We start from the raw sequence: 15,885 nt of genomic DNA, 5'->3' as shown, positions 1-15,885 counted from the left end.
GTCAGGCCACAGCGGCCGCTTGGGTAGTTTTAGGCATCGCCAGGCTCAGCGTCTGCTGCTCCGTGGCGGCGTCATGCAGCAGTTCGCCAGCGATGGCGCCTTCGCGCATCACCACGATGCGGTCGGCCAGCCCCATCACTTCCGGCAGATCGCTGGAGGCGAAGAGCACCGCGATGCCTTTGCTCGCCAGCTGGTAAATCAGGTTATAGATTTCATGTTTGGCGCCGACGTCGATGCCGCGCGTCGGCTCATCCAGCAGGATCACTTTCATCTCTTCCGACAGCCAGCGGCCAAGAATCGCCTTCTGCTGGTTGCCGCCGGAGAGATTCATGATCAGCTGCTCGGCGTGAGGCGTTTTGATATTGAGCGAGCGAATATGGCTGTCGGCGTTGCGGGTCTCCCACTGATTCTGGATCAGGCAGCCGGCGGTCAGGTTGTGGCGGCGCGCGCTGATATTAATGTTGTCGCGCACCGAGTGCACCGGGATGATCCCCTCGGCTTTGCGGTCCTCCGGGCAGAGCATCACGCCCGCGCGGATCGCGTCAATCGGCTCGCGCAGCTTCAGCACCTCGCCGTCCAGCAGAATGCGACCGCCGCGCAGCCGGGTCGCGCCAAAGATGCCCTTCATCAGCTCGCTGCGTCCGGCGCCCACCAGCCCGAACAGGCCGACGATTTCACCGGCGCGCACCTCGAGAGAGATGGGCTCGCGCACGCCCTTCGCCTCGACCTTTTCCAGCACCAGGCGCACCGGCCCGTGCGGACGCGGCGTATAGCCGTAGATGTCGCCCAGATTGCGTCCCACCATCGCCTGCACCAGGTCGTCGTGATGGGTATTGGCCATATCGGTAAAGGTGCGCACGTAGCGGCCATCTTTAAAGACGGTAATGGCGTCGCTGAGGGCGAAGATCTCCTCCATGCGGTGCGAGACGTAGAGCACCACGCGCCCTTCCGCGCGCAGCTGGCGGATCACGCGGAACAGGTTTTCGATTTCACGCGCCGACAGCGAGCTGGTCGGCTCGTCGAAGGCGATAATGCGCGCATTGCGCGCCAGCGCCTTGGCGATCTCCACCATCTGCCACTGGCCGAGGGAAAGGTATTTCAGCGGCATATCGGGATCGATATCCATGCCAAGGTTTTTCAGCTGCAGGCCCGCTTCGTAGCGCAGCAGCTTGCGGTTCACCAGGCCACGCCTGTGCGGGATCTGACCGAGGTAGATGTTCTCCGCCACGCTCATCTCCGGCACCAGATGCAGCTCCTGGTAGATAATGGCGACCCCGGCATCCAGCGCCTCGCTGGTATGCTGAAAGCTGACCGGCTCGCCTTTTATGCGGATTTCGCCGCCGCTGGGCTGATAGCTGCCGCTGAGAATTTTCAGCAGCGTCGATTTGCCTGCGCCGTTTTCGCCCATCAGGGCGTGCACTTCGCCGCCGCGACAGTCGAATGAGATATCCTGCAGCGCCTTAACGCCGGGAAAGGTCTTGCTGATGCCATGAAACGACAGAAAGGTTGGCTCGCTATTCATGGTAACTCCTCTGGTTTACCGTAAAGGTGCCGCCGCGCAGGCGGCGGCACGGTACGCGGGTTTACATCAACCCTTTCTTCGCCAGTTCGGTTTTGAAATTGTCGCGGGTAATCAGCACCACGTCGGTGACCTCAGTGAATTTCGGCGGCTCCACCCCTTTGCTCACCCACTCATAGAGCATCTGGCTGCTCTTGTAGCCGTGCACGTCCGGGCTGGGCAGCAGCGAGCCGTAGAAGCCGGTCGCTTTGTCTTTCGACAGTTCGCTGATGGCGTCGACGCCGTTGATGCCGATGCCGATGACGTCAGCCGCCTTAAAGCCCTGGCCTTCGGTGGCGCGCACGCCGCCCAGCACGGTGTTGTCGTTCATGCCGACGATCAGCCAGTGTTTCACTTCCGGATGCTGCACCAGCAGCGAGTTGCCGGCGTCAAATGCGCCAGGGATATCGTTAGATTTGGTCGGCACCTGGTAGATTTGCGCCGCCGGGAAGCCGGCCGCTTTCAGCGCATCCATCGATCCGCCGGTGCGGCGGCGTGCGGTATCGAGCTCGTTGGCGGTGATCGCCATTACGCCGGTCTCTTTAGTGTTCCAGCCGCGCTTCTGCATCTCTTTATAGAGTTCCTGCCCCTGACGCTCGCCGATTTTGGTGGCGGCCATCATCACCAGCGGCACGCTCTCCATCGGCTTGCCTTTGGCGTTGACGAACTGGTCGTCGACGGCGATCACCTTCAGATCGTAGCCGCGCGCCTTAGCGACGATAGCGGAGCCGAGTTTAGGATCGGGCGTACAGATGACAAAGCCCTTCGCGCCGCTGGCGGCCAGGCTGTCGATGGCGTTAAGGGTTTTTTCGCCGTCGGGAATGGCGATTTTGATCACTTCAAAGCCTAAATCCTTGCCGGCTTTGTCCGCGAATTTCCATTCGGTCTGGAACCAGGGTTCTTCAGGCTGCTTAACGAGAAAACCCAGCTTCATGGTTTCGGCGATAGCGGAATGTGACATAACCGCTGCCAGGCCGATGGCCGCGAACGCTTTAGTGAATTTATGCATGATGCTCTCCGGAGCCAGGGTGTTTTTCCCTGCTGTTGACGAATCGGTGTAAACGCTACCAGTCAATTTTCTTTTTTGGGTACAGATGAAAATCAGCGCGTTAGACAAGTGAATGAGTAAAGCCTGTACAAACGCTGGGCTAGTTGTAGCGGGAAAGGCGATGAAAAATGTAGAGCGGTATCACACCCTGAAATCACGGCAAAATGTTCCATATATTCAGCAATTTTAACCGACTGGTAACTTTTGTTGGCGATCACAAAATCGCTGCCCATGACAGAAAAGTGCATATTCTCAGCGATTGGGGAATAACGTTTCCTGCGCCGCCGCCACAGGATAGAGGACGACTATTCATAACAGGAGATTTCCGATGCGTGCTGGAGCCATCACTCTGGGCCTCGACTTTGGCAGTGATTCGGTGCGTGCGCTGGCGGTGGACTGCGACAGCGGCAGCGAGCTGCGAACCGCCGTCGTGAACTACGCGCGCTGGCAGCAGGGACTGTACAGCGATCCCCACACCAACCGCTTCCGCCACCATCCGCTGGACTATATCGAGGCGATGGAGAAGGCGCTGCTGGGCGTGCTTGACGCATTGACGCCAGCGCAACGTGACAGCGTCACGGGAATCGGCGTCGATACCACCGGTTCGACGCCTGCCCCCATCGACCGCGACGGCAACGTGCTGGCGCTCCGTCCCGACTTTGCCGACAACCCCAACGCCATGTTCGTGCTATGGAAAGATCACACGGCGATTGAAGAGGCGGAAGCGATTAACCAGCTCTGCCGCAGCGGCCGCTTTACCGACTACAGCCGCTATATTGGCGGCATCTATTCGTCTGAATGGTTCTGGGCAAAAATTCTGCACGTCTCGCGCGCCGACGCCGCGGTTCGCGACGCCGCCGTCTCCTGGGTTGAGCTGTGCGACTGGGTGCCGGCGCTGCTGAGCGGCACCACTGCCCCGGCCAGCCTGCGCCGCAGCCGCTGCGCCGCCGGGCATAAGGCGCTGTGGCATCCCGACTGGCAGGGGCTGCCTGACCCCGACTTCCTCAACGCGCTTGACCCGCTGCTGACCCAGCAGCTCGACTCGCCGCTGTTCCACGACACCTGGACCGCCGATGTTCCCGTCGGCACGCTGAGCGTTGAATGGGCGCAGCGGCTCGGCCTGAAGCAGACCGTCACTATTGCTGGCGGTGCGTTCGACTGCCATATGGGCGCCGTCGGCGCTGGCGCGCAGCCTTACACGCTGGTGAAAGTGATCGGCACCTCTACCTGCGACATCCTGATCGCCGATGCCAGCCAGGTCGGCGATCGCGCCATTAAAGGCATCTGCGGCCAGGTCGACGGCAGCGTGATGCCGGGCGCCATCGGCTGCGAAGCGGGCCAGTCTGCGTTCGGCGATATTTACGCCTGGTTCAGCCGCCTGCTCGGCTGGCCGCTGCAGCAGGCGGCGGCGCAGCATCCTGAGCTGCAGCCGCAGCTGGCTGAGCTGCAGCGCAACCTGATCCGCCAGCTGACCGAAGCCTGGGCTGCGGATCCGCAGCTGGATCATCTGCCGGTGGTGCTCGACTGGTTCAACGGTCGCCGCACCCCCAACGCCAACCAGCGCCTGAAAGGGGTTATCACCGATCTGAATCTCGGCACTGACGCGCCCGCGCTGTTCGGCGGCCTGATCGCCGCCACCGCCTTTGGCGCACGCGCCATTATGGAGTGCTTCGAACAGCAGCAGATCCCGGTCGAGAACATCCTGACGCTGGGCGGCATCGCGCGCAAATCGCCCGCCATTATGCAGGCGTGCTGTGACGTGATGAACCGTCCGCTGGATATCGTCGCCTCCGACGAATGCTGCGCGCTGGGCGCGGCGATTTTCGCCGCCGTCGCCGCAGGCGTGTACGCCTCGGTGCCCGAGGCGCAGAAAGCGATGGCCAGCCCGATTGCCGTTACGCTCCAGCCCGATGCCGCGCGCGTCGCACGCTATCAGCAGCTTTATGAACGTTATCAACTCTGGTGCGCCGCGGCTGAGCCGCAGTATGCGTCGCGCCCCGCCAACGCTAATTGAGGAGTGGTTTTATGGATCAGTACAACGCGCACAGCGTATGGTTTGTGATTGGCACCCAGCATCTTTACGGCGCAGAAACCCTGCGTCAGGTAGAAGAGCATGCGCGCCAGGTGGTCGAGGGCCTGAACGCCTCTGCCGCCTTGCCGTTAAAGCTTATCGCCAAACCGCTGGTGAAGTCGCCGGATGAAGCGCTGGCGCTCTGCCGCGACGCCAGCCACGACAGCAGCTGCGTCGGTATCATCACCTGGCTGCACACCTTCTCGCCCGCCAAAATGTGGATCGGCGGGCTCAGCGTGCTGAACAAGCCGCTGCTGCAGTTCCATACCCAGTTCAACGCGGAGATCCCGTGGGACAGCATGGATATGGACTTTATGAACCTGAACCAGACCGCGCACGGCGGCCGCGAGTTCGGTTTTATCGGTGCGCGCATGGGGCTGCAGCACAGCGTCATCACCGGCCACTGGCAGGATGCGGCGAGCCAGCAGCGCATCGGCAACTGGATGCGCGCCGCCTTCGCGAAGCAGAGCAGCCAGCAGCTGAAAGTGGCGCGCTTTGGCGACAATATGCGCGAAGTAGCCGTGACCGAAGGGGATAAAGTTGCGGCGCAGATCCAGTTCGGCTATGCGGTCAACGGCTGGGGCGTCGGCGATCTGGTTGAGGTGATCAATCAGGTCAGCGACGGCGAGGTCAACGCGCTGATCGACGAGTATGAAAGTCTTTATCGCTTTAGCGACGTGGCGGCCAGCGGCGGCGAGAAGCGCCAGAACGTGCTCGACGCGGCGCGTATTGAGATCGGCATTAAGCGCTTCCTCGACGACGAGGGCTGCAAAGCCTTCACCACCAACTTCCAGACGCTGCACGGCATGACGCAGCTTCCCGGGCTGGCGGTGCAGCGTCTGATGGGCCAGGGCTATGGTTTCGCCGGCGAAGGCGACTGGAAAACCGCCGCGCTGCTGCGCATTTTCAAAGTGCTGGCGGGCGATCGTCCTGGCGGCACCTCCTTTATGGAGGACTACACCTATCACTTCTCACCCGGCAACGACCTGGTTCTAGGCTCGCATATGCTGGAGGTCTGCCCCTCCATCGCCAAAGAGGAGAAGCCGCTGATCGACGTGCAGTTCCTCGGCATTGGCGGCAAAGCGGATCCGGCGCGCCTGATCTTCTCAACGCCAGCCGGACGCGCGGTTAACGCCAGCGTGATCGATATGGGCGACCGTTTCCGCCTGCTGGTGAACGTGGTTGATGCCATTGAGCAGCCGAAGCCGCTGCCGAAGCTGCCGGTGGCGCGCGCGCTGTGGCGTGCCCAGCCGTCGCTGTCCGTGGCGTCAGAGGCCTGGATTCTGGGCGGCGGCGCGCACCACACGGTGTTCAGCCAGGCGCTGACGCTGGAAGATATGTATCTTTACGGCGAGATGAACGACATCGAAGTGCTGGTGATTGACGAGCACACGCGACTGCCGGCGTTTAAAGACGCGCTGCGCTGGAATGAGGTCTATTACCGCTCGAAACGCTAGGTCGTAGGTTGTGGTTTGATAAAAATCAGCGCCGACTTTTAAAGTCGGCGTTTTCTTTTATCAGGCCAGAGCTGATCAGTCGGGAAGATGGGCAGTTCCGTGAAGACGGCGTAAATCCATCCCTGGAGCCTCGGCCTCGCCTTACTCGCCCCATCCCTGGGGCTCGCCCGCAAGCGGGCCACAAGGATGGGGCGAGTAAGACAAGGCCGATCGCCATAAATACGATGGGTTTAAACAGCCATAAAAATGCTCATGCGTGGAAGGGGGTTCTGCCCGAAGAGCAAAGCGTCCGAGCCAGGATGGCGAGGCCGACCCGCATGGATGCGGGCATTCTTTGCGATCGGGCAGAACCCGCTTTCACACTGCACATTCTCACAGCCACGCCACACACTCTCATAACCACGCCACACACTCTCATAACCACAAAAAAGCCGCCCGCAGGCGGCTTAACTCGCATCCGACCGTTTAGGTCGCTATCCGCTTCACCGGCGCATTCTTCTGCCGATCCCACATCACCGTCAGCAGACGCTGCAGCGCGATAAATGCAAACAGCAAAATACCGATGGCGATCTTGGTCCACCAGGAGCTCAGCGTACCGTCGAAATTAATCCAGGTCTGAATCAGCCCCTGAATCAGCACGCCAAACAGCGTGCCCAGCACCGTCCCGACGCCGCCGGAAAGCAGCGTGCCGCCGATCACCACCGAGGCGATAGCATCCAGCTCGACGCCCAGCCCCGCCAGCGCATAACCCGCTGAGGTATAAATCGAGAACACAATGCCCGCCAGCGTCGCCAGCGTCGTCGACAGCATATAAATGCGAATTGTGGTAGCGCGCGTGGAGATGCCCATCAGCTGCGCCGAGGTCACGCTGCCGCCGACGGCATAAACCTGATTGCCGAAGCGCGTGCGGTGCGCCAGCAAAATGCCGCCCGCCACCACCAGCAGCATCACCAGCGCCAGCAAACTCAGACGCCCGCCGCCCGGCACCTTCCACGCCAGGCTGGAGAGCGTGGCGTAGAGCGGATGATCGATGGGAATCGAATTCTCCGACACCAGATAGCTACAGCCGCGCAGAAAAAACATCCCCGCCAGCGTAATAATAAACGCCGGGATCTTCAGCGCGTCGATCAGCCAGCCCATCATGGCGCCAAACAGCGCGCCCGCGGCCAGCATAATGGCGAACGCCAGCAGCGGATGAATATGCAAATCGCCGATGGCGCGCGCCAGAAACACGCCGGTAAAGGCGATCACCGCGCCCACCGACAGATCGATACCGCCGGAGAGGATCACAAAGGTCATGCCGACGGCGATAATGCCCAGAAAAGCGTTATCGGTCAGGATATTGCAGATCACGCGCGTCGAGGCGAAGCCGGGAAACTGGCTCAGACAGAACAGATAGCCAGCGACAAACACCAGCAGCGTAATCATCAGGGGAAGATGACGTTTAATCATTGAGGCCGTCTCCGTTTCAACATCGCCAGAAAGCGCGGCGACTGCAGCAGCAGCACGCCCATCACCACCACCGCCTTCACCACCTGATTCAGCTCCGGCGGAAAACCGGACAGCAAAATGCCGGTATTCATCGCCTGAATAATCAGCGCGCCGATCAGCGACAGCACCAGATTAAAACGGCCGCCCATCAGCGAGGCGCCGCCGATCACCACCGCGAGAATCGCATCCAGCTCCAGCCACAGACCGGCGTTATTGGCATCCGCGCCGCGAATATCGGCGGTCACGATCAGCCCCGCCACCGCCGCGCAGAGCCCGCTGATCACATAGGTGGACATCACCACCAGCCAGCCGGTCACGCCCGCGTTGCGCGCGGCGCGCAGGTTAATCCCTACCGCCTCAATAAACAGCCCGAGCGCCGTCTTGCGCGTCAGCAGCCAGACCAGCACTGCCGCCGCCAGGGTAATCCACACCGGCACCGGCAGCAGCCAGAGCGACCCGCTGCCCAGCCAGCCGAGCGCCGCGCTGTCAAAGGTGACAATCTGCCCCTGGGTAATCAGCTGCGCGATGCCGCGCCCCGCCACCATCAAAATCAGCGTGGCGACAAACGGCTGAATGCGCAGCAGCGCCACCAGCACGCCGTTCCAGAGCCCGCACAGCAGCCCGGCGCCCAGCGCGGAAAAAATCACCGCGGTCAGGCTATGGCCCGACACCGTCAGGGTGGCGGCGGTCGCGCCCGCAATCGCCATCACCGCGCCGACCGAAAGATCGATACCGCCGGTGGCGATCACCAGCGTCATGCCGATCGCCAGCAGCGCCACCGGCGCGGCGCGGTTAAGAATATCGATCGGGCTGCCGAACAGACGGCCCTCCTGCAGATGCACGGCGAAAAAATTATTGGCCACCAGGCTATCTACCAGCAGCACCAGAATCAGCGCGGCGATCTGCGGCAGGCCCGGCGGCAGGCGAAACTTACGGCGTTCTGGCTTCGTCATATGGGATTCAAGCATGTTGTGCCCCTCCGTCCGCGATGGCGTTCACAATCGACGCCACCGAAAGCTGCTCAAGCGGGATCTCCGCCACCTGCTTCAGGTCGCGCATAATCACCACGCGATCGGCGTAGCCCACCAGCTCCTCCAGCTCGGACGAGATCACCAGCAGCGCCAGACCGTCGGCGCAGAGCGATTCAATCAGGCGAATAATCTCGGCGTGGGCGCCGACGTCAATGCCGCGCGTAGGTTCGTCCAGGATCAGAAACTGCGGTTTGGTCACCAGCCAGCGCGACAGCAGCACCTTCTGCTGATTGCCGCCGGAAAGCAGCTCCACCGGCTGCTCGGCGTGCGGCGTGCGAATGCCGAGGCTCTTAATAAAGCGCTCGGCGATCGCCTGCTGCTCGCGCCGCTTAATCGGCCGCAGCCAGCCGCGCTGCGCCTGCAGCGCCAGGATAATATTTTCGCGCACCGAGGCGGCGCCGATAATGCCGTCGGTCTTGCGATCCTCAGGACAAAAACCGATACCGAGCCGCGACGCCTGCGCGGGCGAGCGGATCGTCTGGGGTTTGCCTTTAATGGTCGCCGTGCCGCGATCGGGCCGGCGAATGCCGAACAGCACCTCGGCGGTCTCGGTGCGGCCGGAGCCGAGCAGCCCAGCCAGACCCACTACTTCTCCCGGGCGCACCTCAAGGTCGAAAGGCTCAATGGTGCCCTTCTTACCGTAGTCGCGAAACGACGCTACCGGCTGGTTGCTGCGCAGCGTGCTGCCCTGGCGCTGCAGGGCGGTCTCCAGCAGTTCGCGCCCCAGCATCAGCTTGATCAGCTCAATCTGCGGCAGCGTAGCGGTGTCGCGCGTGGCGATAAACTGGCCGTTGCGCAGCACCGTGATCCGGTCGGTAATGCGGTAAACCTGATCGAGAAAGTGCGTGACAAAAATCAGGCTCATCCCCTTCGCCTTCAGCTGCGCCATCAGGGTGAAGAGCATCTCCACTTCGCTGGCGTCGAGACTGGCGGTCGGCTCGTCGAGGATCAGCACCTGCGCCGAGAGATCGACCGCGCGGCAGATGGCGATAATCTGCTGCATCGCCACCGAGTAGTGCCCCAGCGGACGCGTCACGTCGAGAATAAAACCGTAATTGCGCATCAGCGCGTCGGCATCGCGCACCATTTTGCGGCGATCGACCATGCCGAAGCGGCGCGGCTCGCGCCCGATAAACAGGTTGTCTGCCACCGACATATTGGGTAGCAGATTGACCTCCTGATAAACGGTACCAATGCCCACCTTTTGCGCATCGGCTGTGCTCCGCGGCGCAATGGTCTGCCCGTTTAGCGTCAGCGTGCCCGCGTCGCGGCTGTAGACTCCGGTCAGCACCTTAATCAGCGTCGACTTGCCCGCGCCGTTTTCGCCCAGCAGCGCCATGATCTCGCCTTTGCGCACGCTAAACGACACGTTGTCCAGCGCCTTCACGCCGGGAAACCCTTTGCTGACGCCGCTGATGGTGAGCAGCGTATCGTCATTGTGCCTAATCATCTTGTCAGCCCCGCCTCAACAGATAAAAAGCCGCTCCGGAGAGCGGCTCGCGGCTCAGTAACCCATGCCCTTTTTCAAATCCAGCTGCGCCTGTGCATCGGCTGGCAGAAAAAGCCGGGTTTCGGTTTTGGTGATCTTCGGCGGTAGCGTGCCGTCTTTTTTGAACTTCTCCAGCGCGTCAAACGCCGGGCCTGCCATATTCGGCGTGAGCTCGACGTTGGCGTTGGCCTCGCCTGCCAGCATCGCCTTATAGATATCGGGCACGCCGTCGATTGAGCCGGTGAGAATATCTTTGCCGGGCTTGAGCCCCGCCTCTTTGATCGCCTGAATCGCGCCGATCGCCATATCGTCGTTATGGGCGTAAACCATGCAGATGTTTTTGCCGTTATTTTCCGCCTTGATAAAGCTCTCCATCACCTCTTTGCCCTTGCTGCGGGTAAAGTCGCCTGACTGCGAGCGCACCACCTTGATATTGGGATGCCCGGCGATCGCCTCGGCAAAGCCTTTCTTGCGATCGATGGCGACGCTGGCCCCCACGGTGCCCTGCAGTTCGACCACGTTGCACGGCTTGTCGCCGACGGTTTTCACCAGCCAGTCACCAATCAGCTTGCCTTCCAGCACGTTGTCAGCGGTGACCACCGTCATATAGAGCGATTTATCTTTCACCACGATGGCGCGGTCGAGCAGGAAGACCGGGATTTTGGCGTCTTTCGCTTCTTCCAGCACCGGCTCCCAGCCGGTCTGCACCACTGGCGCGATAAAAATCGCGTCGACGCCCTGCGCGATGAACGAGCGTACCGCCTTGATCTGGTTCTCTTGTTTCTGCTGGCCGTCGGCAATTTTCAGCGTGATGCCGCGTTTCGCCGCTTCGCTTTTCGCCACGTTCGTTTCCGCTGCGCGCCAGCCCGATTCGGAGCCGACCTGAGAGAAGCCGACCGTCAGGTCTGCCGCCATGACCGGCGCGGCTAAGGCGGCGCTGACCAGACTGGTCAAAAGTAAACGTTTCCACATAGTTTGCATTCCTCTGAAGGGCTTTTGCGAGTAAGGGTAAAGAGCCCGTTTAGCCTGGCGTAAATCGGCGTGAATAAGGGCGACGCGCCTCACAAATCGGTTCAAATTAAAGGGGTTACGTGCAGGTATGGCAGTCTGGCGAGGTAGCGTTCATGGACAAAACGACTGCGTTATTTAAATGTGCTGGTTAAATAAATGTAATAAACAGAATCGCTTATGAAATCTTCCTCTGGAAGCGATTACAATAATACGTAAACATTGGTCACCGCCTGTTATGCAGGCGAGATAGTGATTTTGTGATTTTCCGCACAGTGGCGCGCCGCAGGCGGCGCAGTGCCTCGCCCTCAGCGCAGGGGATAAAAAAGCTAAAAAGAGGATATTACTGGCTTTGATCCAGCCAACGCAGCGCGGGACGTTATTCGTGCTCTTTTTATCCCCTTAGCGCAGCGGATTTTGCCTGAAGAAGAGCAGTAACGCCTCTCTCCTGCCCTGGCGCCGGTTAGCGCAGCAGCGCAGCGCTAAAAGCGGCACGCCAGATTTTTGCCGTTTCGCTTTATGGAGACACGGGCTATAAAAAGTGGGTTTTTTAGCGCATTGATAAACAAAAATTAAGAATTTCTCTTTTTTCCAGAATAAGTCGCTGGACAGCCCGCGCCTGCCCCCTATACTGACCGCTTCTCTGTTCTCTCTCATAATGGCAATCATGACTGCGCAAGATTACCTGCTCAAATTTCGCAAAGTGAACAACCTGGAAAGTCTGGAAAAACTCTACGATCACCTTAACTACTCGCTTACCGATGACCGCGAGATTATCAATATGTACCGCGCGGCGGATCACCGACGCGCTGAGCTGGCGTCCGGTGGACGACTCTACGACCTGGGCTGCGTGCCGAAAACGGTGTGGCGCTACGTGGTCTGATTAACGCTTATCAGGCCTGCCGCTTCTGCGCAGGCAGGCCCTGTCAGAACGTGTTATTCTCTCCCGCTCTCCTTGTCGCAACAGGATCTCCCTCATGAATGAATCGGTGACCGCGCCGCGTCTGGGCGGCTGGCTGCTTGTGCCGCTCGCCTGGCTGATAATGATGATGCTCACCAGCGCGATGGTGCTGGCGATGTATCTCAGCCCCCTGTTTAATCCGGTATGGCGCGCTACGCTCTTTTCGCACGGCGGCATGCTGGTCACCAACTGGGCGATCTCCCTGCTGACCGCGCTCGCCGTCTGGCTCTACAGCCTCTGGGTCTGCTGGATGTTCTGCAAACGTTCGCGCCGTCTGCCGCGCCACTACATTATCTGGCTGCTGGTCACGCTGCTGCTGGCGCTGAAGACCTTCGCTTTCACGCCGGTCTCCGACGGCAAGGCGGCTCAGACCCTGCTGCTGGCGCTGCTGGCCGCGGCAGTGTTCGTGCCCTATTTCAAACGCTCTCAGCGGGTGAAATCGACCTTTGTCCAGCCGTAACGCCGTGAGTTTCGTCAACAATTTAATCCTGAGTGCGAAACCGCGCACTGCGTTTCGCGCAGTGGTTGAGATAGCGTCACAGATCACAGATAATGGGCCGCTTTCCGAATCAATGGCGAAAAAATGACCGATTATCTGCTGCTGTTTGTAGGCACTGTGCTGGTGAACAACTTCGTTCTGGTGAAATTTCTTGGCCTCTGTCCCTTTATGGGCGTTTCCAAAAAACTGGAAACGGCGATCGGCATGGGCCTGGCGACCACGTTCGTCATTACGCTGGCGTCGATTTGCGCCTGGCTGGTGAACCACCTGATACTGGTGCCGCTCGACCTTGTCTACCTGCGCACCATGGCCTATATCCTGGTGATCGCCGTCGTCGTGCAGTTCACCGAAATGGTGGTGCGTAAAACCAGTCCGTCGCTCTACCGACTGCTCGGCATCTTTCTGCCGCTGATCACCACCAACTGTGCGGTGCTCGGCGTGCCGCTGCTCAGCGTCAACCTTAATCATACTTTTCTGCAGGCGGCGCTTTACGGCTTCAGCGCCTCGCTCGGTTTTTCGCTGGTGATGGTGCTGTTCGCCGGCATGCGCGAACGTCTGGTGCTGGCAAACGTGCCTGCGCCCTTTAAAGGCTCCTCTATTGCGCTGGTGACCGCTGGCCTGATGGCGCTGGCGTTTATGGGCTTTACCGGTCTGGTGAAATTCTGATGAGCGCGATCTGGATTGCTATTATCGTTCTGAGCGCGCTGAGCCTGGTGTTCGGCGCCCTGCTGGGCTACGCCTCGCGCCGCTTCGAAGTCGAAGAAGATCCCATCGTCGAGCAGATCGACGAGCTGCTGCCGCAAAGCCAGTGCGGCCAGTGCGGCTATCCTGGCTGCCGCCCCTATGCGGACGCGGTGGGCAATAACGGCGAGGCGATTAATAAATGCGCGCCGGGCGGCGAGCAGACCATGCTCAAGCTGGCGGCGCTGCTGAACGTCGACCCGCAGCCGATTGACGGCGACGAAACGGCGAAAGAGCCGGTGCGCACCGTCGCCTGGATCGATGAGGCGAACTGCATCGGCTGCACCAAGTGCATCCAGGCCTGTCCGGTCGACGCTATTGTCGGCGCAACGCGCGCCATGCATACCGTGCTCAGCGATGTCTGCACCGGCTGCGACCTCTGCGTCGCGCCCTGTCCCACCGACTGCATCGAGATGCGTCCAGTGGCGACCACTACCGCTAACTGGAAATGGGATCTTGAAACCATTCCTGTACGGGTGATCCCGGTAGAAAGTCATGCTTAATCTGTTGAATATCTTTCGTAAAGAGAAGCTGTGGGATTTCGAGGGCGGCATTCATCCGCCGGAAATGAAAACCCAGTCGAACGGCACGCCGCTGAGTCAGCTGCCGCTGCCAGACCGCTTTATTATCCCGCTGAAGCAGCATATCGGCCATGAGGGCGAGATTTGCGTCGCGCCGGGCGATCGCGTGCTGCGCGGCCAGCCGCTGACGTTCGGCAACGGCCGGATGCTGCCGGTGCACGCGCCGACCTCCGGCACCATTGACGCCATTGGCCAGCATATGACCGCCCACCCCTCCGGGCTGTCGGAGCTGTGCATTTTTATGTCGCCGGACGGCGAGGATCGCTGGACGCTGCTTGAGCCGATGGCGGACTATCGCCAGCGTGAGCGCGCCGCCGTCGTGCAGCGCATTCATGACGCGGGCGTTGCCGGCCTTGGCGGCGCGGGCTTCCCTACCGGCACCAAGCTGCGCGGCGGCCTGCGCGGGGTAAAAACCCTGATTATCAACGCCGCCGAGTGCGAACCCTACATCACCGCCGACGATCGCCTGATGCAGGATTATGCCGCCGAAGTGCTGGAAGGCAGCCGCATCCTCGCCTGGGTGCTGCAGGCCGAGCGCGTGCTGATCGGCATCGAAGACAACAAGCCGGAAGCGATTGCCGCGCTGAAGCGGGCGCTGGGCGGCGAGCGCGATCTGCAAATCCGCGTGATTCCGACCAAATATCCCTCCGGCGGCGCGAAGCAGCTCACCAAAATTCTTACCGGACTGGAAGTGCCGCACGGCGGACGCTCTACCGATATCGGCGTGCTGATGCAGAACGTCGGCACCGCCTGGGCGGTGAAACGCGCGGTGATTGACGGCGAGCCGCTGACCGAGCGCGTGGTGACCCTGACCGGCGAGGCGATCGCGCAGCCGCGCAACGTCTGGAGCCGTATCGGCACCCCTGTCAGCCATCTGCTGCATCAGGTCGGCTTTACGCCCGCGCCGCGTCAGATGGTAATTATGGGCGGCCCGCTGATGGGCTTTACCCTGCCGTCGCTCGATGTGCCGGTAGTGAAGATCACCAACTGCATCCTCGCGCCCTCCGTCAGCGAAATGGGCAACAACGACGAAGAGCAGTCCTGTATACGCTGCTCCGCCTGCGCCGACGCCTGCCCGGCGAAACTGCTGCCGCAGCAGCTCTACTGGTACAGCCAGGGCGGCGATCACGATAAAGCGCGCGCCCACCATATCGATGACTGCATTGAGTGCGGCGCCTGCGCCTATGTCTGCCCGAGCAATATTCCGCTGGTGCAGTACTACCGTCAGGAGAAGGCGGAGCTGCGCGCCATCGATCTTGAAGCGAAGCGCACCGCCGAAGCGAAAGCGCGCTTCGAGGCGCGCCAGGCGCGTCTGGAACGTGAGAAGCTGGCGCGCGAAGCGAAGCATGAACAGGCGAAGCAGCGCGTGGCGCGCAGCGACGAAGGCGAGCTGGCTGCCGCCCGCGAACGCGTGATGGCGAAACGCCAGGCGGCGGGCGTGGTCGATCCGGCGGTGGAAGAGGCGCAGCGTCAGGCGCGTCATGCGCAGGCGCATCTGCGTCAGGCGGAAGCGCAGGCGGAAACCCAGCCGGTAACCCGCCAGACGGACGATCCGCGCAAGGCGGCGGTGGAAGCCGCCATCGCCCGCGCCAAAGCGAAGAAAGTCGCGCAGCCAGAAGCAGCGGAAGAACCTCAGGCAGAGGCGGCCGATCCGCGCAAGGCGGCAGTTGAAGCCGCCATCGCCCGCGCCAAAGCGAAGAAAGCGGAAGCGGCGCAGGCCGCGGCAGGCACGCCGACCGAGGAAGTACAGCCGGTCGACGACGCGCCAGCGGTCGACCCGCGCAAGGCGGCGGTTGAAGCCGCCATCGCCCGCGCCAAAGCGAAGAAAGCGGAAGCGGCGCAGGCCGCGGCGGGCACGTCGACCGAAGAGGTGCAGCCGGTCGACGACGCGCCAGCGGTCGACCCGCGCAAGGCGGCGGTTGAAGCCGCCATCGCCCGCGCCAAAGCGAA

14 protein-coding genes are annotated in these 15,885 nt (G+C 61.3%); 7 read left to right on the top strand and 7 right to left on the bottom strand.

Going from position 1 to position 15,885, the window contains the following annotated elements:
- Position 1: 1 nt before the first annotated feature.
- Positions 2-1,522 carry an L-arabinose ABC transporter ATP-binding protein AraG gene (gene araG, locus ACR6A7_RS10990; RefSeq protein WP_434124883.1) on the bottom strand — a complete coding sequence of 507 codons (1,521 nt, stop codon included), beginning with the start codon at positions 1,520-1,522 and terminating at the stop codon, positions 2-4.
- Positions 1,523-1,583: 61 nt separating this feature from the next.
- The gene (locus tag ACR6A7_RS10985) at positions 1,584-2,567 is read right to left on the bottom strand and encodes an arabinose ABC transporter substrate-binding protein (RefSeq protein WP_434124882.1); all 984 of its coding nucleotides are present in this window, start codon (positions 2,565-2,567) and stop codon (positions 1,584-1,586) included.
- A 367-nt stretch (positions 2,568-2,934) separates the two neighbouring features.
- On the opposite strand from ACR6A7_RS10985, the gene ACR6A7_RS10980 reads away from it, so the two are divergent.
- Both ACR6A7_RS10980 and araA read left to right on the top strand, forming a co-directional pair.
- Entirely contained in the window at positions 2,935-4,620 is a 1,686-nt protein-coding gene (locus ACR6A7_RS10980; RefSeq protein WP_434124881.1) for a ribulokinase, read from the top strand.
- Positions 4,621-4,631: 11 nt separating this feature from the next.
- Complete coding sequence (gene araA, locus ACR6A7_RS10975) at positions 4,632-6,134, top strand: L-arabinose isomerase (RefSeq protein ID WP_434124880.1); 1,503 nt, start codon at positions 4,632-4,634, stop codon at positions 6,132-6,134.
- A gap of 465 nt (positions 6,135-6,599) precedes the next feature.
- Here the strand turns inward: araA and yjfF are convergent, their stop codons facing one another.
- The 5 genes from yjfF to ACR6A7_RS10950 form a co-directional block, all read right to left on the bottom strand.
- A complete protein-coding gene (yjfF, locus tag ACR6A7_RS10970) occupies positions 6,600-7,586 on the bottom strand; it encodes a galactofuranose ABC transporter, permease protein YjfF (protein WP_434124879.1) in 987 nt (328 codons plus the stop codon).
- A complete protein-coding gene (gene ytfT, locus ACR6A7_RS10965; protein WP_434124878.1) occupies positions 7,583-8,593 on the bottom strand; it encodes a galactofuranose ABC transporter, ATP-binding protein YtfT in 1,011 nt (336 codons plus the stop codon). The genes yjfF and ytfT overlap by 4 nt, the downstream gene beginning before the upstream one ends.
- Complete coding sequence (gene ytfR, locus ACR6A7_RS10960) at positions 8,586-10,106, bottom strand: galactofuranose ABC transporter, ATP-binding protein YtfR (protein WP_434124877.1); 1,521 nt, start codon at positions 10,104-10,106, stop codon at positions 8,586-8,588. Before ytfR ends, ytfT begins: the two co-directional genes overlap by 8 nt.
- Before the next feature lie 54 nt (positions 10,107-10,160).
- Positions 10,161-11,117 carry a galactofuranose ABC transporter, galactofuranose-binding protein YtfQ gene (ytfQ, locus tag ACR6A7_RS10955; protein WP_434124876.1) on the bottom strand — a complete coding sequence of 319 codons (957 nt, stop codon included), beginning with the start codon at positions 11,115-11,117 and terminating at the stop codon, positions 10,161-10,163.
- Between the two features lie 438 nt (positions 11,118-11,555).
- Entirely contained in the window at positions 11,556-11,822 is a 267-nt protein-coding gene (locus ACR6A7_RS10950; protein WP_434124875.1) for a hypothetical protein, read from the bottom strand.
- Here ACR6A7_RS10950 and ydgT point away from each other — a divergent pair.
- The 5 genes from ydgT to rsxC form a co-directional block, all read left to right on the top strand.
- Positions 11,821-12,036, top strand: coding sequence for a transcription modulator YdgT (gene ydgT / locus ACR6A7_RS10945; RefSeq protein WP_434124874.1), 216 nt, complete (start codon positions 11,821-11,823; stop codon positions 12,034-12,036). The two genes, ACR6A7_RS10950 and ydgT, sit on opposite strands and share 2 nt — an antisense overlap.
- A 94-nt stretch (positions 12,037-12,130) precedes the next feature.
- Complete coding sequence (locus tag ACR6A7_RS10940) at positions 12,131-12,574, top strand: DUF2569 domain-containing protein (protein WP_434124873.1); 444 nt, start codon at positions 12,131-12,133, stop codon at positions 12,572-12,574.
- Between the two features lie 123 nt (positions 12,575-12,697).
- Positions 12,698-13,279 carry an electron transport complex subunit RsxA gene (gene rsxA, locus ACR6A7_RS10935; protein ID WP_033747388.1) on the top strand — a complete coding sequence of 194 codons (582 nt, stop codon included), beginning with the start codon at positions 12,698-12,700 and terminating at the stop codon, positions 13,277-13,279.
- Complete coding sequence (rsxB, locus tag ACR6A7_RS10930; protein ID WP_033747391.1) at positions 13,279-13,857, top strand: electron transport complex subunit RsxB; 579 nt, start codon at positions 13,279-13,281, stop codon at positions 13,855-13,857. Before rsxA ends, rsxB begins: the two co-directional genes overlap by 1 nt.
- The coding region (gene rsxC, locus ACR6A7_RS10925) for an electron transport complex subunit RsxC (RefSeq protein WP_434124872.1) at positions 13,850-15,885 on the top strand (2,036 nt) is incomplete at its 3' end. The genes rsxB and rsxC, both read left to right, overlap by 8 nt.

It is taken from the genome of Pantoea phyllosphaerae (assembly GCF_051025595.1).
Classification (GTDB): domain Bacteria; phylum Pseudomonadota; class Gammaproteobacteria; order Enterobacterales; family Enterobacteriaceae; genus Pantoea.
Note: the sequence above shows the minus strand (reverse complement) of the source record. Positions and strands in the feature narration are given on the sequence as shown.